This window comes from Pseudovibrio sp. WM33, assembly GCF_001623165.1.
Lineage (GTDB): Bacteria > Pseudomonadota > Alphaproteobacteria > Rhizobiales > Stappiaceae > Pseudovibrio.
The window spans coordinates 1-21,473 of sequence record NZ_LMCK01000003.1; the positions used below are offsets into that span (position 1 = coordinate 1).

21 protein-coding genes and 1 pseudogene are annotated in these 21,473 nt (G+C 52.3%); 9 read left to right on the forward strand and 13 right to left on the reverse strand.

From position 1 onward, the window contains the following. The 3 genes from PsWM33_RS00705 to cyoD form a co-directional block, all read left to right on the forward strand. On the forward strand, positions 1-1,501 hold a 1,501-nt coding region (locus PsWM33_RS00705), incomplete at its 5' end, for a cbb3-type cytochrome c oxidase subunit I (protein ID WP_063298870.1). Beyond that, a complete protein-coding gene (cyoC, locus tag PsWM33_RS00710) occupies positions 1,498-2,106 on the forward strand; it encodes a cytochrome o ubiquinol oxidase subunit III (RefSeq protein WP_063298871.1) in 609 nt (202 codons plus the stop codon). The genes PsWM33_RS00705 and cyoC, both read left to right, overlap by 4 nt. Positions 2,107-2,115: 9 nt before the next feature. Then, positions 2,116-2,415, forward strand: a complete 300-nt coding sequence (gene cyoD / locus PsWM33_RS00715; protein WP_063287574.1) for a cytochrome o ubiquinol oxidase subunit IV — start codon at positions 2,116-2,118, stop codon at positions 2,413-2,415. Here the strand turns inward: cyoD and PsWM33_RS00720 are convergent. After that, the gene (locus PsWM33_RS00720) at positions 2,384-3,445 is read right to left on the reverse strand and encodes a glycosyltransferase family 4 protein (protein ID WP_063298872.1); all 1,062 of its coding nucleotides are present in this window, start codon (positions 3,443-3,445) and stop codon (positions 2,384-2,386) included. The two genes, cyoD and PsWM33_RS00720, sit on opposite strands and share 32 nt — an antisense overlap. A gap of 18 nt (positions 3,446-3,463) precedes the next feature. Beyond that, positions 3,464-4,609, reverse strand: a complete 1,146-nt coding sequence (locus tag PsWM33_RS00725; RefSeq protein ID WP_063298873.1) for an NAD-dependent epimerase/dehydratase family protein — start codon at positions 4,607-4,609, stop codon at positions 3,464-3,466. Between the two features lie 567 nt (positions 4,610-5,176). On the opposite strand from PsWM33_RS00725, the gene PsWM33_RS00730 reads away from it, so the two are divergent. The 5 genes and pseudogenes from PsWM33_RS00730 to PsWM33_RS27820 all read left to right on the forward strand — a co-directional run bounded on the left by PsWM33_RS00730 (position 5,177) and on the right by PsWM33_RS27820 (position 9,929). Next, positions 5,177-6,166 carry a TRAP transporter substrate-binding protein gene (locus PsWM33_RS00730; protein WP_063297125.1) on the forward strand — a complete coding sequence of 330 codons (990 nt, stop codon included), beginning with the start codon at positions 5,177-5,179 and terminating at the stop codon, positions 6,164-6,166. A 121-nt stretch (positions 6,167-6,287) separates the two neighbouring features. Then, positions 6,288-6,851, forward strand: coding sequence for a TRAP transporter small permease (locus PsWM33_RS00735; RefSeq protein ID WP_208991924.1), 564 nt, complete (start codon positions 6,288-6,290; stop codon positions 6,849-6,851). A gap of 9 nt (positions 6,852-6,860) precedes the next feature. Then, positions 6,861-8,132 (forward strand): TRAP transporter large permease, encoded by a 1,272-nt coding sequence (locus tag PsWM33_RS00740; RefSeq protein WP_063298874.1) that lies wholly within the window; start codon positions 6,861-6,863, stop codon positions 8,130-8,132. Positions 8,133-8,149: 17 nt separating this feature from the next. Continuing rightward, on the forward strand, positions 8,150-9,004 hold the full coding sequence (locus tag PsWM33_RS00745; protein ID WP_063298875.1) for an isocitrate lyase/PEP mutase family protein: 855 nt from the start codon (positions 8,150-8,152) through the stop codon (positions 9,002-9,004). 283 nt (positions 9,005-9,287) lie between these two features. Next, positions 9,288-9,929, forward strand: a pseudogene (locus PsWM33_RS27820) (glycosyltransferase). 173 nt (positions 9,930-10,102) lie between these two features. Here PsWM33_RS27820 and map read toward each other — a convergent pair. From map to fahA, 11 genes are all read right to left on the reverse strand, one after another. Then, entirely contained in the window at positions 10,103-10,882 is a 780-nt protein-coding gene (gene map, locus PsWM33_RS00755) for a type I methionyl aminopeptidase (RefSeq protein WP_063298876.1), read from the reverse strand. Next, positions 10,879-11,085, reverse strand: a complete 207-nt coding sequence (locus tag PsWM33_RS00760) for a ParD-like family protein (protein WP_057461352.1) — start codon at positions 11,083-11,085, stop codon at positions 10,879-10,881. Before PsWM33_RS00760 ends, map begins: the two co-directional genes overlap by 4 nt. 104 nt (positions 11,086-11,189) lie before the next feature. Then, on the reverse strand, positions 11,190-12,440 hold the full coding sequence (locus tag PsWM33_RS00765) for an NAD(P)-binding domain-containing protein (RefSeq protein WP_063298877.1): 1,251 nt from the start codon (positions 12,438-12,440) through the stop codon (positions 11,190-11,192). Between the two features lie 158 nt (positions 12,441-12,598). Continuing rightward, entirely contained in the window at positions 12,599-13,915 is a 1,317-nt protein-coding gene (locus PsWM33_RS00770) for a TRAP transporter large permease (protein ID WP_063297131.1), read from the reverse strand. A gap of 4 nt (positions 13,916-13,919) precedes the next feature. Further along, positions 13,920-14,432, reverse strand: a complete 513-nt coding sequence (locus tag PsWM33_RS00775; RefSeq protein ID WP_208981804.1) for a TRAP transporter small permease — start codon at positions 14,430-14,432, stop codon at positions 13,920-13,922. Continuing rightward, positions 14,429-15,478: a TRAP transporter substrate-binding protein gene (locus PsWM33_RS00780; RefSeq protein ID WP_063298879.1), complete on the reverse strand. Its 1,050-nt coding sequence runs from the start codon at positions 15,476-15,478 to the stop codon at positions 14,429-14,431. The genes PsWM33_RS00775 and PsWM33_RS00780 overlap by 4 nt, the downstream gene beginning before the upstream one ends. An 88-nt stretch (positions 15,479-15,566) precedes the next feature. Next, positions 15,567-16,109, reverse strand: a complete 543-nt coding sequence (locus tag PsWM33_RS00785) for a VOC family protein (protein WP_063297134.1) — start codon at positions 16,107-16,109, stop codon at positions 15,567-15,569. A 19-nt stretch (positions 16,110-16,128) separates the two neighbouring features. Next, positions 16,129-16,350, reverse strand: coding sequence for a DUF2783 domain-containing protein (locus tag PsWM33_RS00790; RefSeq protein WP_063298880.1), 222 nt, complete (start codon positions 16,348-16,350; stop codon positions 16,129-16,131). After that, the gene (locus PsWM33_RS00795) at positions 16,347-17,969 is read right to left on the reverse strand and encodes an FAD-dependent oxidoreductase (protein ID WP_063298881.1); all 1,623 of its coding nucleotides are present in this window, start codon (positions 17,967-17,969) and stop codon (positions 16,347-16,349) included. Before PsWM33_RS00795 ends, PsWM33_RS00790 begins: the two co-directional genes overlap by 4 nt. A 401-nt stretch (positions 17,970-18,370) precedes the next feature. Next, the gene (locus PsWM33_RS00800; RefSeq protein WP_057461345.1) at positions 18,371-19,321 is read right to left on the reverse strand and encodes an MBL fold metallo-hydrolase; all 951 of its coding nucleotides are present in this window, start codon (positions 19,319-19,321) and stop codon (positions 18,371-18,373) included. A gap of 15 nt (positions 19,322-19,336) precedes the next feature. Further along, positions 19,337-20,605 (reverse strand): fumarylacetoacetase, encoded by a 1,269-nt coding sequence (gene fahA / locus PsWM33_RS00805; RefSeq protein WP_063298882.1) that lies wholly within the window; start codon positions 20,603-20,605, stop codon positions 19,337-19,339. A gap of 310 nt (positions 20,606-20,915) precedes the next feature. Here fahA and PsWM33_RS00810 point away from each other — a divergent pair, with 310 nt between their 5' ends. After that, on the forward strand, positions 20,916-21,416 hold the full coding sequence (locus PsWM33_RS00810; RefSeq protein ID WP_208994329.1) for a MarR family winged helix-turn-helix transcriptional regulator: 501 nt from the start codon (positions 20,916-20,918) through the stop codon (positions 21,414-21,416). The last annotated feature ends 57 nt before the right edge of the window (positions 21,417-21,473 follow it).

The following is a 21,473-nucleotide window of genomic DNA, read 5'->3' on the forward strand; positions in this document are numbered from 1 at the left end:
GGCTGGGTGGACCGGCTACCCGCCGTATTCCGGCGCTGAGTATAGTCCGGGTGTGGGCGTTGATTACTGGATCTGGGCGCTGCTGGTCAGCGGTGTGGGCAGCACCATGACGGGGATTAATTTTGTTGTCACGATCATAAAGTGCCGCGCGCCCAAAATGCGCCTGATGCAGATGCCCCTGTTCACCTGGACCACTTTATGCACCAGCCTCCTCATGTCTTTCGCTTTTCCGGCACTGACAGTTGTTGCTGCGATGCTCGGATTGGACCGGATTCTCGGGTTTCACTTCTTCACCAATGACGCTGGCGGTAACATGATGAATTACGCCAATCTGATTTGGATCTGGGGACACCCGGAAGTTTATATCCTCATACTACCCGCATTCGGAGTTTTCTCCGAAGTGACTGCAACCTTCTCTCAAAAAAGGCTTTTTGGATATCGGTCACTGGTTTACGCAACAGCGGTAATTACCATACTATCCTTCACCGTTTGGCTGCATCACTTCTTCACCATGGGTTCCAGTCCCAATGTGAACGCTGTTTTTGGTATTGCGACCATGATTATCGCTGTGCCGACGGGTGTGAAGATTTTTGACTGGGTGTTCACCATGTACAAGGGCCGAATCATCTTCCACCCTGCCATGTTATTCACCATCGGTTTTCTGATTACCTTCGTGCTCGGCGGTGTTTCCGGCGTGTTACTGGCAATCCCACCTGCAGACTTTTTGATGCATAACTCCACCTTCCTTGTGGCGCACTTCCACAACGTGCTGATCCCCGGCGCGGTCTTTGGGTACTTTGCTGGCTTCCAATACTGGTTCCCCAAAGCAACAGGCTTCACGCTCGACAGAGCGTGGGGTGTTCGTACTTTCTGGTTCTGGATTATCGGCTTCTACCTCGCCTTCATGCCTCTCTATGCGCTTGGTTTCATGGGTATGTCTCGCCGAATGGAACGCTATGAAATGGCTGAGTGGCAGCCGTTTCTGATCCTTGCAGCGGTTGGAGCACTGAGTGTGTTGATTGGTATTTTCTGTCAGGGAATGCAGCTTTATGTGAGCATTCGCGACCGTGAGAAGAACAAGGACATCACGGGTGACCCATACAATGCCCGGACTTTGGAATGGCAAACCTCTTCACCACCTGCCGAGTATAACTTTGCCAAGGTCCCGGACGTGCAGGACATTGATGCCTTCTGGGACATGAAGCAGCGCGGCGTGGCTTATGCCCCTGCGCAAGACTACGAGGACATTCACTTGCCGCGAAACACAGGCATTGGTGTCTTCCTCGGTGGCCTCGGGTTCCTCATCGGCTTCGCGGTCACATGGTACATCTGGTGGCTGGTCGCCCTCGGGTTCCTCGGCGTGCTGGCGTGTTTGATAACTCGGAGTTCGCAAGATCACACCTACGAGATTATCCCCGCTGCCGAGATCGAGGCCCATGAGAAGACCCGTATCAAAGCACTGGAAGACCACAAACCAACACCGGGGGATTTCTGGTCATGAGCACATACAGCCCTAAAACCACCGGCTCTCCCGGACCGACAGAAGAAACGTTAGATATCAGAGACTTGGGCTTCTGGCTCTACCTGATGACAGATGCGATTATCTTCTCGCTTCTGTTTGCAACTTACGTGGTCATGTTCCAGAACACTGCCACCGGACCGCTGCCGATTGACGTGTTCGACATCAAACACGTTTTTGCCGAAACCATGTTCCTACTCTTTTCAAGCGTAACGTTTGGCTTCGCGTCCCTCGCCTCTGTCAGAGAGCATAAAAGTCAGGTAGTGTTCTGGCTGATTGTTACCATCGTGCTTGGTATGGGCTTCATATCTCTGGAAGTGATTGAATTTATTGGCATGATTGAGTCTGGTGCCGGACCTCAGACCAGTGGCTTCCTCACCTCGTTCTTCACGCTGGTGGGAACACATGGCGCACATGTGAGCCTTGGCATGATTGGGATCACGGTGATGATCTTCCAGATTCTCATCAAGGGGCTGACCTCTCCGGTCAAATCCCGCCTCCATCGCCTCGGCATGTTCTGGCATTTCCTCGACATCGTCTGGATCGGCATTTTCTCAATCGTCTACATGCCCGGCTGGCTTATTTAGGAGAGTAAGATGCACCCGCAATCTCACAGTGCAAAGAGGCTGATCACCGGGTTTATCCTCGCGTTGGCGCTCACACTCATTCCGTTTGCCATTGTCTGGACCATGGCGTTTCCGGTTGAACTGACCTTCGGCATCATCGCTTTATGCGCGCTTGTTCAGGTTGGCGTACATCTGCATTACTTCCTTGGCATTGATAGCAGAACCCCGATTGAAAACGTGCTTGCCATGAGTTTTGCAGGCGTTCTGATCTTCCTGATGGTTGGCGGAACGCTCTGGATTATGTTTGATCTGTATGAGCGGATGATGTGAGGATATCCTTGGCTTTCTGAGACTGCTCAGTAGAGAAGCTGACGAGGTTATTCAGAAAGTCCTGCGTTGCCCGCTCCCAGGAGAATGTTTTGGCATGGGCGATGCAATCCTCTGGTTTCATTGGTAAAGCACGTTGGATTGCAACTGCGAGATCCTCATCCATCGCCCCAACCGGCTCATCACTAATAATGTCTTTGGGGCCCGTCACCGGATAGGCTGCAACGGGGATACCACAGGCCATCGCCTCCAGATTAACGAGGCCGAATGTATCGGTTTTAGATGGAAACACCATCACATCTGCCCCACAATAAGCCTTGATCAGATCATCTCCGGTTTTTGCCCCAGTAAAGACGGCATCTGGATAACGCTTTGTAAGCGATGCCAGATCCGGCCCATCCCCCACCAGAATCTTCGTTCCCGGCACGTTCAGATCTAAAAACGCCTCCAGGTTCTTCTCGGGCGCAATCCTCCCCACATAGAGCATTATTGGTTTGGGAAGGTCTGCAAACATTTCAGAAGGAACAGGCCGGAACTTCTTCAGCTCAACTCCCCGCCGCCAACGCACGGCACGCTTAATTCCGATACGATTGGCCGTTTCCAACATAGTCTGTGTGGTGACCATGGTGTGGGTGGCTTGATTGTGAAAGGTAATCAACCACTTGTAAAACCAAGCCTCAGGCAGACCGGTGCGCATGGAGGCATACTCCGGGAACTTGGAGAGCCATGAACTGGTGAAGTGATGCGCATTGCGGCGGCAGTATTTGCGAGTGGCCCAACCTAACGGCCCTTCGGTCACCACATGCAATGCATCGGGTTTCAGCTCGCGCAGCATGCAGGAAAGCTTGTAATAGGGGAACAGCGCCAACTTGATGTCCGGATAGGTTGGCAGCGGCATTTGGTGAAACTGATCGGGCGTGATGAGGATAACTTCATGCCCCAGGGCGGATAACTCGCGGCGTGTGATCTCTAAAACACGAACCACCCCGTTGATCTGCGGGTGCCAGGCATCGGAGACAATGACAATTTTCATCGGCCTATCCCCGTAACGTTACCAGAGGGACAAGCAAGGGATTTTAGTCGTATCGCAGCGATCAGAATACTTTTTCGCAATATCAGTCACTTCCTCAAGCAACCGATCACTTAGCGTGATTGGCTCCAGTCCCATCTCCAGAAATTTATGATTGGCCACCATTAAATCGTTTTCGGCAGCTTCCTTGCGCGGATTTTCCAGATATGCGATTTCCACATTTGCCATTTTGGCGACCATCTCAGCCAGATCACGAACCCGGTGAACCTCTGTCATCTGGTTGAGGATCTTCACGCGATCTCCACCCTCTGGTGGATTTTCGACAGCGAGCTGAACGCAGCGCACAGTGTCCTGAATATGGATGAAAGCCCGCTTCTGGCCGCCTGTGCCGTGCACGGTCAGCGGATACCCAATTGCGCCTTGCATGAGGAAGCGGTTGAGTACGGTGCCATAGTCGCCGTCATAATCAAAACGATTGATGAGCCGCTCGTCCAGTGAGGTTTGCTCGGTCTGTGTGCCCCAGACGATACCCTGATGCAGATCGGTTATCCGCAGTCCATAATTCTTGGCATAGAACTGGAAGAACAGCTGATCCTGCGACTTGGTCATGTGGTAGATGGAACCGGGGTTTGTGGGATAAAGGATCTCCTGCTCGCGCATATCTCCGTTCACATCCAGATGAACCCGCAAGTATCCCTCGGGAATTTCGCAGCCCACCGTGCTGTATCCGTAAACCCCCATGGTACCAAGATGAACGAGATGAGTATCCAGTTCCGCTTCAACAATTGCAGAGAGCACATCATTGGTCGAGTTGAGATTGTTAGAAACCGTGTAGCGCCGGTGCCAGGAAGACTTCATGGAGTACGGCGCTGCTCGTTGCTCTGCAAAGTGGATGATCGCATCCGGCTTCTCGTGCTTCAACAACTGCAGGAGACGGTCATAATCTGTGCCAAGCGTTATATTAGCAAAACGAATGGTGTTGCCCGTCAGTTCTTCCCAGGTTGCCAGCCGCTCACTGATCGGCTCAATGGGAGTGAGAGAGGAAACCTCAAGCTCTACGTCGATCTTGCGGTGAGAGAGATTATCGACAATGACAGTGTCGTGGCCAAGGCTGGAGAACAACAGACTCGTGGGCCAGCCGCAAAAACCATCGCCGCCCAGTACCATAACTTTACCCACGAAATCGCCCTTCCCGCCGACTCACCCATGTTTGAATGAGGTAGCATCCGATTGGTACAGACTGATGACCTCGCCTTTTGCCCATGACGAAAATCCTGCATGATTAGCCCACACTCTTTCAGGTGGTCACAATGCGCAGTCTAAACACACGCTAGATAAGCACGTGCGCAGGCTGGCTTCATCTCCATAAAATCAAGGGCAAAGACCGCTGAATATGCAGGGAGCAACGCTGTCGTGCGAGCTGTGCCGTGCACGTCATGTTTATAACTCGGGCTCCTTTCGTTTGAATTTGCCGAAATGTTTTGCGGCAGTCGAAACGTGATTTTCAGAGGAATTGGTCAGATGTGATCCCTGTTAGAGGTCACAGGAACGTAACGGTCACTGGGAGTTCGCCGCAAGGTCTCGCAGACAAGAGATGCCTTTCTAGCCAGCTGGAATTGAGAGATCTGGACAATATAATTACATTTTCTCAGCAATAACGGCCTGTACTTCCGCAAAAAACACTCTCTAATATACCACATATTTCAAAAGATTTGTTTTGGGAGAGGGACACCAATGAGAGTTAAACTAATTTCAATGCTGGGCGCAGCCGCGCTTTCCTTGTCATGCGCGACCGCAATGGCTGCGGAAACAATTCGCGTTACTTTACAGCTGCCTGAAAGCCATAGTCTTGGCCAGAACTGGAATGCCTTCAAGGAAATTATTGAGGAAAAATCGGGTGGTGAGCTGAGTCTTCAGCTGTTCCCGTCTGCGCAGCTGTTTAAGGACAAAGAAGTTCCGGAAGCGGTTGGTTCTGGCGCGATTGAAGCAGGTTCAGCGTTTCTTGGCCGTTTTGCAGGCTCCGTTCCTGCCGTTGAAATCGTCAACCTGCCGTTCTTCTTCCGTGATGAAGACCACCTGAGAGCAGCTGCTGCCAACGGCTCGCCGATGCGTGAGATTCTCGATAAAGCCGTACTGGAAGAAACCGGCGCCCGCGTTTTGTGGTGGCAGGCTTATGGCCGTAACATTTATCTCAACAACGGTGATCCGATCAGAACCCCTGAAGACATCAAAGGTGAAAAAGTTCGTACCTACGGCAAAGTTTTGGGCTGGACTGTTGAAGCACTCGGCGGTGCACCTACTATGATGTCCGGGTCGAAACAGTTCCTCGCTTATCAGCAAGGTGCAGTTGATGTGGGGATGACTGGCACCTCTGGCGTAACCAGCCGCAAACTTTATGAAGTGATGGAGAACATGACCCTCTCCTATGACTTTGCGATTGAGTTTGTTGCGGTGATCAACAACGAGTTGTTCGAGAGCCTTTCTGCTGAAAACCAGCAAATCATTCTGGATGCGGCAGCCGTGGTCGAAAAACAGCTGCGTGATCAGGTGTACTCTGGTGAGGATGCTTTGGTTGAAAGCGTCAAGGACAAGATCAACGTGATCCGCCTCAGCGATGAAGAACGCGCCAAATGGGTGGAAGCAACTGCGTCTGTTCAGGACCGCTTTGTTGAAGCTGCTGGCCCTGTTGGTCAGCAAGCCATTGATGCTGCAAAAGGCATGTAAGATCTACTGGTAGGTTCACCTGCTCAGATCTTCAACTTGATTTGGAAAGGGAGCCATTGGGCTCCTTTCCTGCCCATCCTGTTCTGGGTCCCCTTTATTTTGAGGGAGCCGACTGCACAAAATGATCATTCCAAACAGTGTGTGTCTGCTCTCCGGCAAGTCCATTTGGTGTTCAGCCGTGATTAAGCTCATCGATCATATTTCCGAATTCACCGGCAAATTGGCTGCCTGGGTGTTTTTCGCAATTGGTTTTTTCATCTGTTATGAGGTCGTCTCCCGGTACGTCTTCAACAGCCCGACTGTATGGGTGGATGAAATCTCTCGGATCGGTCAGATCTGGGGGGCTTATCTTGCCGCAGCCTTTGCACTGAAGCACCGCGAGATGATCGTCATTGATGTTGCCTTCCGACGTCCTGATACAGTGCTGCGTAAGGTGGTTGAGACCTTCTCTATTCTGGTGATCCTGCTCTTTTGCATCACTGCGGTTTGGTATGGTTACGGTCTCTGGCTCAAGTCCACATTGCGTGGCCACACCACAGATACTTATCTGGCTTTGCCGAAGTGGTTCACTCATGCCTCCGTATGGGTTGGCTTTGCCTTGTTGGGCCTTCAGTCCATTGCTGAGGCCGTGAAAATCTGGCGCGACGGTGTGCCAGCTGACGATACCTTGCAACATGAGATCTAGGGGCTAAGCATGACTGCGTTTCTCATTCTCGCGGCCTTGCTGCTGCTTCTTATTCTCCGTGTGCCGGTTGCGTTTGCGCTAGGTTCGCTGGGTGTCTTCTTGCTCTGGTATTTCCCGCTGCCACTGAATGCCGTCCCCCAGCGCCTTTATGGCTCAATGGACAGTTTTGAACTTCTGGCCGTGCCTATGTTTCTGCTCATGTCAAACGTGCTGCTGAAAGGTGGTGTGGGCAAGGATCTGTTTGCGGCTGTTCAAAGCTGGGTTGGCCATTGGCCGGGCGGACTTGGCGTGGCGACCATTCTGTCTTGCGGTTTGTTTTCTGCCGTTTCGGGCTCTTCTGTGGCGACCGCGGCCACCATTGCAACAGTTGCGATCCCCGAGATGACCTCTCGCGGTTACGAGCGCCCGTTTGTGCTGGGTATGTTGGCCGCTGGTGGCACATTGGGAATTCTCATTCCCCCTTCAATCCCATTGATCCTGTATGGCATCGTCACTGAGAGTTCGATCCCGAAACTGTTTCTGGCGGGTATTGGTCCCGGCTTGTTCCTGGCCAGCGTGTTCATCATCTACGGCATGCTCTATTCGCGCTTTAACAGCAAGTATGAGCGCATTGAGAAAGCGAGCTGGGCGGAACGCAGGCGCGCGACTTTCATGGCGCTGCCGACAATGCTATTGGCTGGATCAATCATCGGGTCCATCTACATGGGCATCGCCACACCCTCTGAAAGTGCAGGCATTGGCTTTGTTATGGCGCTTCTCATCACATTTGCCATGGGGCGGATGAACTGGGAGAAGATGAAGGAGGCCACTTACAAGTCGATGAAGACCACAACGATGGTGTTCCTCATCATTGCAGGGGCAAAGGTCTTTTCTTATGCCATCACGCTTTATCGCTTGCCGCAGGATATTTCCACACTGCTCACCACCAACATCTCTGAGCCTGGCCTGTTTATTCTGGCGGTTGGTCTTGTGCTTCTGATCGTCGGTTTCTTTCTGGAATCCCTCAGCATGCTGCTGATTATGGTGCCAGTCCTGTTTCCTGCGCTGGCGGGCATGTCCATTGATCCGATCTGGTTCGGTATCTTTTTCGTGGTGCTTATCGAGACTGCGTTGATTACACCACCAGTGGGAATGAATCTGTTTATTATTCAGGCTGTTGGCAGAGCGAAACTGTCAGAGGTCGCCAAAGGGGCGTGGCCGTTTGCATTGATGATGCTGGCAACTGCTGCCCTGCTTTACTTTTGGCAAGGGCTTGCCCTGTATATCCCTTACAACACATAGAAAATGGGCGTATAAAAATGTCAAAAGCTCAGGTGCTCAAAGCTCTCCTCGAGAGCGGCAAACTGAATGTCACGCCTTGTTGCTGGGATGCTCTCTCTGCCCGCCTGATCGAGCAAGCTGACTTCCCCCTCGCCTTTATGAGCGGGTTCGGGGTTTCTGCTGCTCGACTCGGGCAACCAGATGCTGGCCTCATCTCCTATGCGGAAATGGTTGATCAAGCCCGCAACATTGCTTCGGCAACCAGCATTCCCGTGATTGGGGATGGTGATACGGGGTACGGAAACGCTCTCAACGTCAAACGCACAGTCAAGGGCTATGCCAATGCAGGCATGGCCTGTGTGATGATTGAGGATCAGCTGGCGCCCAAACGCTGCGGTCACACAAAAGGCAAGCATGTGGTGGACCGGGACGAGGCCTTCATGCGCATTCGTGCCGCTGTCGATGCCAAGAACGAAGGCGCAGACATCCTAATCCTCGCCCGCACAGATGCCCGTGCCGAGCATGGTTTGGACGAAGCCATAGAGCGCGCCAGAACCTTCCGGGAAATTGGCGCTGATATGACCTTTGTGGAAGCTCCTCGGACCGTTGACGAAATGAAACGCTATTGCGACGAAGTTGATGGGCCGAAAATGGCAAACATGCTGGAGGGAGGATTAACGCCGTTCCTTCAACCAGCTGAGCTTCAGAAGCTTGGTTTCGCCATCTCAACCTACCCTTTCACCGGCCTGATGAGCATGATTAAGGCTCAACAGGATGCTCTTGCCCAGATGAAACAGGGGATCTTCCCTGACCCTGCCATGAGCTTTGATGATCTGCAAAAGGCTGTAGGCTTCGATGCGTACTATGAGGCTGAGGAGCGATATCGGCATTGATTTTTTAGTTAGAGCGGCTGCGTAAAAACATGCAACCTGACTTTTGCAATGCATTGCGAATAATTAACTAAGCTAAGGAATTTAACGAAGGCAGAATGAAAGGTGGTCGTTTTACAATCATCTGGTAGTTTAGAAATATTACAATAAATCAATGACCTACGGAATGTGACAACGCATTAAAACACAGCAAGAACTCGCGGATTTATTAGTCTGACATTTTCCATTCAAATTGCACCATTAAGTTTGTGAAATTTATTTTCTCAGCAAAGTGGTGGTGCTTGAAATGCCAGAGAGTGTTCGAATATTCATTGGTTATGATTCCAATGAAACGATTGCCTATCATGTGCTTGTTCAAAGCATTATCGAGAACTCATCCCTTCCACTTTCCATTACACCCATCGCTCTGAATAACGTGCGCAGTATCTTCAAACGCGACAAACATCCGCTTCAGTCCACCGAGTTCTCATTCAGTCGCTTTCTGGCGCCGTATTTGTCCAATTATTAAGGCTGGTCGATCTTTATGGATTGCGACATGATCGTGCGAAAAGATATCGCAGAGCTTTGGAATATGCGCGATGACGACTATGCGGTGATGTGTTGCAATCACGATTACACGCCAGTCAGTGACACGAAGTTCCTCAATAACGTCCAGTCCAAATATGAAAAGAAGAACTGGTCGAGTGTAATGATGTTCAATAACGCTAGGTGTAAAGCGCTGACACCAGAGTATGTAAACACTCGGTCAGACCTCGAACTGCACCAATTTAAGTGGTTAGGAGATGACAACCTGATCGGCTCTTTGCCGCTTGTCTGGAACCATCTGGTTGAAGATTATCCATACAATCCAGAGGCCGCGCTCGTTCACTACACCTATGGTGGCCCTTATTTTGAAGAGTATCTGGATTGTGATTATGCCGAGGACTAGCAATACAAACGCAGCACATTGCATGCCACTCAGCGCGCCAAAGCGGAACCAGAACTGGCATAGGCTGGTAACTCACTGACACATTCACACACCCCGCATGCGAATAACGCTTCCGGGGTGTGTGAATCTAACTTGAAAATTGCCCAGAAGGGAGAAGATAAAGCCTCATTCTCCTACCCCGGTACCCTTTCCCCTTCCCGCAGTGTCAGCACTTCAAAGCCGGTGCTTGTCACCAGTACGGTGTGTTCCCATTGGGCGGAGGGTTTGCGGTCGAGGGTTTCGACGGTCCAGCCATCTTCTTTGGTGACGGTGAGCTCTGTGCCTGCGTTGACCATAGGCTCGATGGTAAAGGTCATGCCTTCTTTCAGCACAACACCAGTGCCACGTTTGCCGAAGTGCATCACGGATGGGCCTTCATGCATGTCCCGCCCAATGCCGTGGCCGCAATAGTCACGCACAATGGAATAACCTGAACTTTCGGCAACCTGCTGGATGGCAGCACCTACATCACCCAGTCTTGCACCGGGGTGCACTTCTTGGATGCCGGCCCACATGGCTTTGTAAGTGGTCTTGACCAATTTTTGTGTTTTGCGAGAGGCACCCGGCATCACAAAGGTGGTGCTGGAATCTGCGATGAAGCCATCCTTCTCCAATGTAATGTCTACATTGATGATATCTGAGGCTGTCAGCTTGCGTGCTTTGTCGGGGATGCCGTGGCAAACGACTTCGTTGATGGAAGAGTTGAGCGCAAACATATAGCCGTACTGGCCTTTGCTGGCTGGGCGGGCGTGCAACTCGTTGACGATATAATCTTCTACCCGGTCATTGATCTCAAGCGTCGAAACCCCGGGCTTCACAACGTCTTCCAGCATTTTGAAGACTTGAGCGAGAAGTTTGCCCGACTGGCGCATCAGTGCGACTTCATCGGTGTTTTTGATGATAATCGCACTCATGTCTCGATCACCTCTGGGGGAGCGACCTTGCAAGCTTTGAGCTGTTGTTGAACCAGTTCTGTGTAACTCAGCGTTGGGTTTAACTCTGCAAGCATGCCCATTTTGATCCAGAACTCTGCTTGTGCGTTGATGGAGCGAGACATGACTGTGCTCGCTTTTCTGATTTCCTCATGCAGGTCATCAGAGATTTTTACAATGCCCATGGAAGTATTCCTTTATATGATTAATATACATGTCGTATACGAATCGCATAAAGGCAAGAGGTGAGTTGCAGTGCGTGCAGCAGATCAGAACGACCGTTTCTGCTCTATTCCTTCAGGTCGTAGGTGAAGGGATGAAGACGGTAGTTTTGTTGGTACTGGCGTTTATGATCGTTGAGCGTGTTTAAAAAGGTCCTCCAATCCAGGTCAGGCTCTCCGGTCATATCGCTCAGTCTGGTGAAACTCTCGAACACGCTGTTGTGGTACTCTTCCAGATTGGCTGGATTCTTTTGCAGGACACAACCACCATTGGCGATTTCCCGTTTGATCTCATCGGAAGGTGGTAGATCCAACTCACCATTTAAGATCTTTGCGCAGTAAATGCTTTGCAGATGAATGTTGGCGAAGTGGACGGTGAACCGCGGCAGACCAAGGAAAATAAGGGTCGGGTCTGGTGGGTAAAACATGTTCAGATACAGCGGCCCCATGGAGCACCCGCTCAGTTCAATGTCATCCAGAGAACCTTTCAGGAAGGGGAAGTTGTAGATGTATCCCGTACACAGGATGATATCATCCACGTTGTGCAGGACTTCCCCGTTTTGCAGGTAGACTTTACGTCCTTCAATGCGCTCTGGCCGTGCATGCTGGCTGATATTGAGCCCCTCCCCGTAAAGCCCGTCGCGCACATAGCATTTGTGACCGTTTGGTGGGAACGTACCACAGATATACACCTGCTCGGCATGTGGGCTCAGGTCCAGCGAAATATCCTCTGAGGAAACGCAGGCTCCAATCAAAACAACACGCTTGCCTTCATAAAGGTTCGGCAGGCGGTAAGATTGCGAATGAGTGACTGGTCCTTCAAAACTTTCCAGTCCTGCGATCTTAGGAATGTTGGGGTAGCTGTCTTTTCCAGTTGCGACAATCACATGCGTGAAGATCTTTTCGGTGCCTTCAGTGCTCACACGCCAACCATCGCCTGCCTTGGCAACATGCTTGACCGGTGTGTTGAACTCGATGAGCGGCTGGATACCTGCTTCTCTGGCGGTGGCGTCGATGTAATCCAGCACATCCACGCGGCCCGGAAACAATTGTAAGTCTTCCGGCAGCTTGTAATCGCTGATTTGCATGGCGCGTTTGGGCAGGTTGGCCCAAAGCTTGGGGTACATTGCAGAATAGACGCTTTGGCTTTGCGGATCGCGCACATCAACGGGTTCGTCTGTGAGAACCTCATAGGCCCACTGTCCACCCAGACAGTTGCGTGCTTCAAATATAGTTGGAATTATGCCGCGACGCTTGAGCTCAATCGCAGCAGTGAGCCCGGTTGGGCCAGCCCCAATAATGGCGATGTTAGGAGCCATGAAACCCTCAGCCTTATTATGGTTGCGACCACTATGGGCCTTGCGGGTTAATTGCCGGTTCGTGCGTTTGTTAGGATGTGAGATGTGTACGCGGCCCTAAGATACAAAAGGGAGAGCTGTTGCCCTCCCTTTTTTCGTTGATCTGAGATCCGGCGTGGTTACATGGCACCAACGAGCCACAAAGAGAACCAGGGGAACGCAATTAGCAGTGCCAGGCGTACAAGGTCAGACACCCAGAACGGGAACACGCCCTTGAAGATCGTAGAGAGTTTCACATCCTGCAGCACGTTACGCAGCACGAAAACATTGAGCCCGACAGGTGGCGAGATCAGACTTATCTCCGTGACGACCACCACAATCACTGCAAACCAAATGAGCACGGCTTCAGGATCGTTCAGCACTTCGGTGCCAAAGTCCAGTTCCAGAATGAGCGGATAGAACACAGGCACGGTCAACAGGATCATGGAGAGGCTTTCCAGCACACAGCCCAGCACGATGTAAATGAGCACGATGCCGAGGATTACCATGTAGGCGTTGACTTCAAGATCCAGCACCCATTCCGCCAGTGTGTCTGGCAAACCTGCAAAGTTCACGAAGTTGGAGAACACTTCTGCGCCAATGATGATCATGAAGATCATAGCTGTGGTGCGGGCGCTTTCCAGCATGGCGTGGTAGAGGTTTTTAATGGTCATACCGCCCATGAGCAGTGCGATCAGAAAGGACGTGCCTGCGCCGATGCCAGCAGCTTCAGTCGGCGTGAAGAACCCGCCATAGATACCAACCATGATCACTGCAAACAGGCCGAGCACAGCAAAGACGCCGAGCTTTTCTTTGCGGGTGAATGGTTCAACACCTTCTGCCTTGGGAGCGAGAGAGGGGTTGATTAACGTGGCGACGTAGATGGCTCCAATGTAAAGCAGGAGCCCCAGAATGCCTGGAATAACACCAGCAACAAACAGTTTACCGATGTCGGATTCTGTCAACAGGCCGTAGATGATCATTACCACGGATGGCGGAATGAGGATGCCAAGCGTGCCGCCAGCGGCGATTGAACCAGAGGCCAAGCTGTCTGCATAACCGTATTTGCGCATGGACGGCATTGCCACTTTGGACATGGTGGCCGCTGTCGCCAGAGACGATCCGCAAACAGCTGAGAACCCGCCGCATGCCACAACTGATGCCATGGCAAGGCCTCCGCGCGCGCCGCCCAAAAGGCGGTTTGCAGCAGCATAAAGGCCGTGGCTGACACCAGAGATGGTGAGTAGGTTGCCCATGAGGATGAACAGCGGAACAACAGAGAGCGAATAAGACAGGCTGGTTTCAAAACCCACGCTGCTGACAACAGACCATGTGGCAGACCAGCCGCGCAGCCACGCAAAACCAGCCGCTCCGATAAAGATCATAGCGAAGGCGATTGGCACGCGCAGGAAAATGAGGACGAGCAGAGCTGCAAAGCCGATAAGGGATTCGAACATGACTTTAAAAACCTCTGCGGAATGCTTTTTTGAAGAATACGAATGTGTAACAGGCGCTCAGCAGCGCACAGACAGCAGCGATCCAGGCAAGGGGTGCCAATGGGATGTCTAAAGCATTGGTGACGGCTCCATCTTCCATGAGGCGTTCTGCGTGTGCAGCCAGCCGCCAGGAGAAGATCAGGAGCGTGACAGTGGAAACAGACCAGGCAATGCCCTTCATCAGAGATTGCATGACTGGAGGAACCATGCCGTAGATCATGTCCACTTCAACATGTTCTTTACGAGAGGTTGTTAGCGGCAAAGCTGTAAAAACCAGAGCGCCAAGCATCAGCTGGGTGATTTCGAAAGCACCGCGAACAGGTGCGTTGAACCAATAACGGCCAACCACATCAACGACTGTAAGGCCAGTCAGACCCGCGAGGAGTAACGCGCAACATATTCCAAGGCCAAGCTCAATGAGGTTGGCGAGGGAGCGCACCCGCGATGCGCCCCCTGAAGAGTTGTTCGACCCGATCACTTTTCTACGCCTGTAGATTTGCGGAACTTTGTCAGAGCAGCAGTGCCGTCAAAGCCATCTTCTGCAACAGCCTTTGCCCATTCGGTCTCGTAGGCAGCAGCTTTTTCCTTGATGGCCGCAACCATTTCAGGAGAGGCATCATAAATTTCGATGCCAGCTTTGTTGATACGCTCGATTGCTTTTTCATCCGCACCATTCCATGCCTTGCCAACACGCTCAGCAAAAGCATCACCGGAAATTGCCATGATAGCAGCCTGATCTTCAGCAGAAATACCGTCCCACTTGCCTTCGTTCATGACGAGGAACCATGTGGTGTTGTAGATACCACCTGGAACGCGCATGGAGTATTTGACGTGGTCCAGCAGTTTGAACGCGGTCAACGCTTCATAAGTGAAAGTCACACCGTCGATGATGCCGCGAGACAGGGTCTCATAGACTTCGCCGGATGGCATGAACAGCGGAGATGCGCCAAGATCGCTTGCCAGATCAGCAATGTAACCGCCCGGCACACGGACCTTCAGGCCTTCGATGTCCGCTGGTGTGTTCAGCTTGCGCACGTTGTTGTGGAACACGCCTGGGCCATGAACGAAGAGACCAAGAACCTTGGTGCCTTTGTGCTCGGCTTGCGCATCCAGATCGTTTTCGTAAACATCCCAAAATGCTTTGGAACCGGAAACAGCGTCATCTCCGAGGAAGGAAAACTGGCCGATACGGGAGCGCTGGAAGCGGTTGTCTTTGGTGAAGGAGTGCAGACCATATGTGATGTCGACAACGCCGTCAGCAGCCATGTCAAAGTGCGCAGGTGGAGCGCCAGCAGGTTTTGCCAGAACGCGCACAGAAACGCGGCCATCAGTAACCTTCTTAACTTCCTTTGCCCACGGCTTGATTGCGTTGACCACAATCGGGTGGCGTGGTGGCAGCCAGCTGGATAGAACCAGTTTGGTTTCTGCGTAAGCAGCGGTTGCAAATGCAGTTGGCGCCAACATGGCAGCTGTTGCCATGCCAAGCAGCGTGCGGCGAGCAACTTTCGTGTTCAAGAAATCCATGGCTCCCTCCCTTAAGATACCACTAAAGTCAGTTTGTTGAGTGAAGAACGGGAACCTCCCAGTCCCCATTCTTCAGGCAGTCCTAGTCCTAGGCTTTGCCGAGTTCTTTTGCGTGCAGCCAGTCAGCATGGTGCGGTGCTTTCTTGGTGCGGCTCCACTCTTCCAGCATGTCCCACTTCACAGCGTCGAGACGCTTCAGTTTTTCTTCTTCTGCTGGATCCGGACAAGCCAGCTCAACGCGGTGTCCGTTTGGATCGAAGAAGTAAATGGAATGGAAGATGGAGTGATCTGTCACGCCCAGCACATCAATGCCGTTGCCTTCAAGATGCTCTTTAAACTCAATCAGAGTTTCACGGTCCTTCACTTTGAAGGCGATGTGCTGCACCCAGATTGGTGTGTTCTCGTCGCGGCCCATTTCCGGCTTGGTTGGCAGTTCAAAGAATGCCAGCACGTTGCCGTTGCCTGCATCAAGGAACAGATGCATGTACGGATCAGGCTCGTGCGTGGAAGGAACCTTGTCCTCTGCGATCGCCAGTACGAAGTCCATGTTGAGGTTTTTGGTGTACCACTCAACGGTCTCTTTTGCGTCTTTACAACGGTAGGCAACGTGGTGAATTTGCTCAATTTTCATAAGACTCTAACCGAGGCGACTAAGCCTCGCCTCCTCCCTGTATTCTGGCCTGTGTTTTGGCAGCCAGGTCCATTGCTTCACGAAGAACACTTGCATCCCCGATGTGGTTGGCAAGAATGAGAACCAGCTTGGCGTTGAGCGCTTCGCTTTCTTCTTCAGAACGTCCTTCATGCAGAACCAGAAGATTGTGATAAAACTCGTCCGGTTTGGCGATGTTTGCTTTTGTATTCAGATGGCTCATTGTGCGGCCTCCTGCTCAAAAATACCGATAGCGCGGTTCAGGGCCTGTGCGACGTTGGCACCGTCATAGGTCTCCCAACGGGCAGCAACGTGCTGGTCCGGGCGTATCAGGTAAACAGCGGAAGACTTGTCTCCCAGATAACGATCCTTGATCTCATCGGTCGCGTTTACACGCAGTGCAGAGATGGTCACGCCGCCAACATCGACAGTGTCCGGCACATCCGTGTTGATTGCCAGCAACTGAAATTTGTTGCCCATCTGATCCAGCAACCAGCCATTCGCCGTTGGTGCATCTGCTGCCGGAGAGCCCGGACGGGAGCGCACTGGCATGCCAGCACAATCATCACTGTTCAGAGAAGACCCGTCATAAGTGGCCGGAACGGACAGACGACCGGAGTTGACCAGTGGACGGGCAAACTCGGCTGCCTCGGAAAGATCCAGCACAGCATTGCGGAACACACGGCTGATCGCAGATTTCGGCGTGATGAAGTCAGTGGAGCGCGAAGAGTTCAAAATGTTCTCTTCAGCCGCAAAAACACGCTCTTCATCATAGGTGTCCAGCAGGCTCATCGGAGCCGTACCGTCCATCACCAGCTTCAGCTTCCAGATCAGGTTGTCTGTATCCTGCAGGCCGGAGTTCGCACCACGGGCACCAAACGGAGACACCTGATGAGCACTGTCGCCAGCAAAGATCACACGGCCTTTGCGGAACTGTTCCATGCGGCGGCACTGGAAGGTGTAGATGGAAACCCACTCAAGCTCGAAGTTCACATCCTCGCCCAGCATGGCTTTCAGGCGTGGAATGACGTTTTCCGGCTTCTTCTCTTCTTCCTTGTCGACATCCCAGCCAAGCTGGAGGTCGATGCGCCACACATTGTCTGGCTGCTTATGAAGAAGAGCGGATTGACCACGGTTGAATGGCGGATCGAACCAGAACCAGCGCTCTGTCGGGAAGTTTGCTTCCATAACCACGTCAGCAATCAGGAAGTTGTCTTCGAAGATGCGGCCTACGAAATCCAGCCCCATCATGGCACGGATTGGAGACGCAGCCCCGTCACAGGCGATCACCCAGTCGGCTTCAACGCAGTAGTTGCCTTCCGGTGTTTCCAGCTCAACAGTTGCAAAGTCATTGCCCTGATCAACGGAGACAACCTTGTTGTTGCCGCGGATCTCGATAGGCTTGCCTTGGGCCTGAAGTTCTTTAACCCGGTCAACCAGATACTCTTCAAAGTAATACTGTTGCAGGTTGATGAAAGCCGGACGTTTGTGGCCATCTTCCGGCAACAGGTCAAACTGATAAACCTGACGCTCGTCAAAGAAGACCTTGCCCACGTTCCACTGAACGCCTTTGTCGACAAACTGGTCACCACAGCCAATGCGGTCGAGGATTTCCAGCGGGCGCTTTGCATAACAAACCGCGCGAGAGCCCCAGCTCACCTTGTCGTTGTCATCAACAACAACAACTTCAACATCCTGCATAGCCAGTTCAATTGCTGCGGCCAGACCAATCGGGCCTGCTCCCACCACAACAACCTTATGGCGCACTGCCTTTTCCGCATCCTGATCCGGCGACCGGACATATGGATAAAGCGGAACTTCGAAAATCTTTTTTTTCGTCATACGCTGCCTCCCAGCAAGTGTGATGCCTCAGCCAGCATCCGGCAAAACATCAATCAACTTTGGAGTGCCGGCTGGAACTTGGGGTCCATCCGGCGCCCTGACGCATATGGGGTGGCTTTCGCCTGCGGTATTGAAGGTGGAAGGGGCCAGCAAAATTGGTGTTCAGGATAAACACTGCCAAAATGCTGAGAGAGACAAGAACTCAAGGTGTTGCCGTGAGCCAGTATTTTCTATTTCTTGGACGCATTCGCTCTGTTGCGAGTGACCCAAATTCTGTAGTTTCCTGTCGTCTCTATTTAGGTCTTCCACCTCGAATTTGCTTGAGCTTTGCGGTCTTTATCCCTTGAAGGGGAAAAGGTGGTGAGGAGGATCTTGGACATCCTCACCTCGGCTCATTCATATTAACCCTGCAACGCTGCCCACATTTCCTGATCTCGTTCAGCGGTCCAGATGCGTGGGGTGTCGATGCCGCGAGCCTCATCAAAAGCGCGGGCGACGTTGAAAGGCAGACAATGCTCGTAGATTGCGTAGTCAGCGAATTTCGGATCGCATTCTGCGCGCACTGCGTCCCATGCTTCTTTCAGCGTGCCGCCTCGTACTGCCACGCGGGCGGCTGGTTTATAGGTGCTCTCAACAAAGTCGCGCGTGTTTTCAATGGCTTTGTTGACCATGTCCTGACCCACAAGCGCATCACCGCGACCCGGTGCAATTGCGTCTGGATTGTAGGCTTTGATTGCGTCGAGCGTGTTGCCCCAGTCCTTGAAGTGACCGTCGCCGCAGTAACAAGCAGAGTGGTACTCAACGATATCACCGGTGAACATCACGCCTTCGTCTGGAACCCATGCAACAATGTCGCCAGCGGTGTGGGCACGGCCCAGATGCATCAGCTCAACCTTGCGGCTGCCCATGTTGATGGTCATGCGGTCTTTGAAGGTCATGGTTGGCCACGTAAGACCCGGAATGGAGTCTGCTGCATCAAACAAGCGAGGGAAGCGACCGAACTCGGAGTCCCAGTCTTCCTGTCCGCGCTCATAGATCATGCCCTCACACTTTTCAGAGGCAATGATTTCTGAAGCGCCATAACCGGATGCACCCAGCACGCGCACAGCGTGGTAGTGCGACAGGGTCACGTATTTGATCGGCTTGTCAGTCACTTCGCGGATTTTATCAACCACGAGCTGAGCCATGACAGGGGTTGCCTGCGCATCAACCACCATGACGCTGTCATCACCAATGATGACGCCGGTGTTTGGATCACCTTCAGCGGTGAACGCGTACAGATCGCGTCCAACTTCGGTGAAGGAGATCTTTTTGGCTTCCATGTCGCCACTGGATGCAAATGCTTTAGCCATCGTCACTATCCTAAATTATGCTTTGAAATCTGGAGCTGGCAGAATTTTGCCGGTGCATTCGCCGAAGCCGATGCGGAAGCCATCGCCCTGCGCCCAGCCTGTCAGCGTCAGGGTGTCACCGTCCTCGATGAACGTGCGGCTTTCACCGCTGTCCAGAGTGATTGGCTCTTTGCCACCCCATGTGAGTTCCATCAGGGAGCCAAACTCGGATTTTTCTGCACCGGAAATGGTGCCGGAGCCGAGCAGGTCGCCCGTGTTCATTTTACAGCCGCCAATGGCATGGTGTGTCAGCTGCTGTGCCGCAGAGTAGTACATGCGGTTGTAGTTGGTGTGGCACAGCAGTGTCGCTTTATCAGCGCCTTCCGGCTGCATGTAGGCCTGCAGCTCAATGTCATAGATCATCGGACCCGGCTCATTGAGGTAAGGCAGAAGCTCTTTTTCGCGCTCTGGCGTGCTGGTGCGGAAGGATTCCAGTGCTGCCTTCGTCACAACCCACGGGCTGATGGAAGTTGCGAATGCTTTCGCCTGAAACGGACCAAGCGGCTGATATTCCCAGCCTTGAATGTCACGGGCGGACCAGTCGTTGAGCAGCACATAACCGAAGATCATATCATCGGCTTCCTGCACGGTGATCGGCTGACCCATAGTGCTTGGCGTACCAACAACCGCACCCAGTTCCAACTCGATGTCGAGGCGTGCGCAGGCTTTAAAAGAAGGCACCTGAGCCGTTGGTGCTTTGGTTTGACCCAGAGGGCGCTTGATATCTGTACCGGATACAATGACCGTTGAGGCGCGGCCATTGTATCCGATTGGGATATGCAACCAGTTTGGTGGTAGTGCATTCTCAGCGCCGCGAAGAATAGTGCCAATGTTCATGGCATGTTGCTTGCCGGCGTAAAAGTCGGTGTATTCGGAAACTGCAAAAGGCAGGTACATCTGCGCAGCGCTCATTGGCACCAGCGCTTTTGCTTTCAACTTATCATTGCCGGACAACTTATCATTGCCGCCTTTCGCAAACAGCGATGTCAGCTGTTCGCGAACGCTGTCCCAGGATGTTTTGCCAAGGCCCATGAAGGCATTCAGAGTTGGCTTATCGAAAACGGTGGTGGCGGCGCCCGCTTTGAGAAGCCCGGCGGATTCCAGCACAGCCATGTCAACAACCATGTCACCGATCGCAACACCACAACGTGGCTCTTCACCGTTTTTGGCAAACACGCCGTAGGGAAGATTTTGGATTGGGAAATGGCAGTGCGGTGCGTTCGCACTCTCGATCCAACTCGTCATAACACATCCTTGGCAATTGAAGATCACCTGCTGGTCCTCCCAGACTCAGGCAATCTGTAATTTATCTAATCTCAGAATAGTTTCACTTGTAACTTTGTCAATAACATTTTCCGCCAAAACAAATTCCCTAAGCGTAAGAAAGCGGGCTAAAATGCTGCAAAATGGCTAAAAATAGCTGATTATTCTACTTTTGGATATATATCAGAGGCGCTGATCATGCTCTTGACATATAGTTGCAATTGATACTATCAGGATGATTGTGCAAATATGAGTGCGCAATAGTTTCAATTTAAACCAACGAGACATGATGATGGCGACTGCGAATAACACGATGGACAAGGAAGACTTCCAGCTTGGGTCGTTCTTTCCCTATAAGGTCCGTGTTTTTGGCACTGCCGTTAGTACTGCTGTCTCAAGTGTTTACCGGGAACGGTACGGCCTCAGCGTCTCTGAGTGGCGCACTATGGCAATTCTGGGTCGCAATCGGGCGCTGTCCGCCTCTGAGATCGTCGAGCGCTCCAGTATGGATAAGGTGAATGTCAGCCGCGCTGTGCAGGCCCTTCGCAAAAAAGAGTTCCTGCGCCGCGACATTGACGGAGAAGACCGCCGCAAGTCCGTCCTGCGCCTGACCGAAAAAGGCCTTGCCGTGTTCAACGATGTCATTCCGTTGGTCCGGGATGTGGAAGCTGCGCTGACTGGGAACCTTTCCGCGGAAGAACAGGCCGTTCTGTTGTCTTTGATGGAAAAGGTTCAGAAAAATGCAGAGGGACTTATTGGGGAAATGAGTGCCGAGGCTGCCAACGGGACCTAAAGCGTATCTCCCAAAAGTCGGGAACCGACTCTCGGGGAAGGATACGCGTAAGATCAT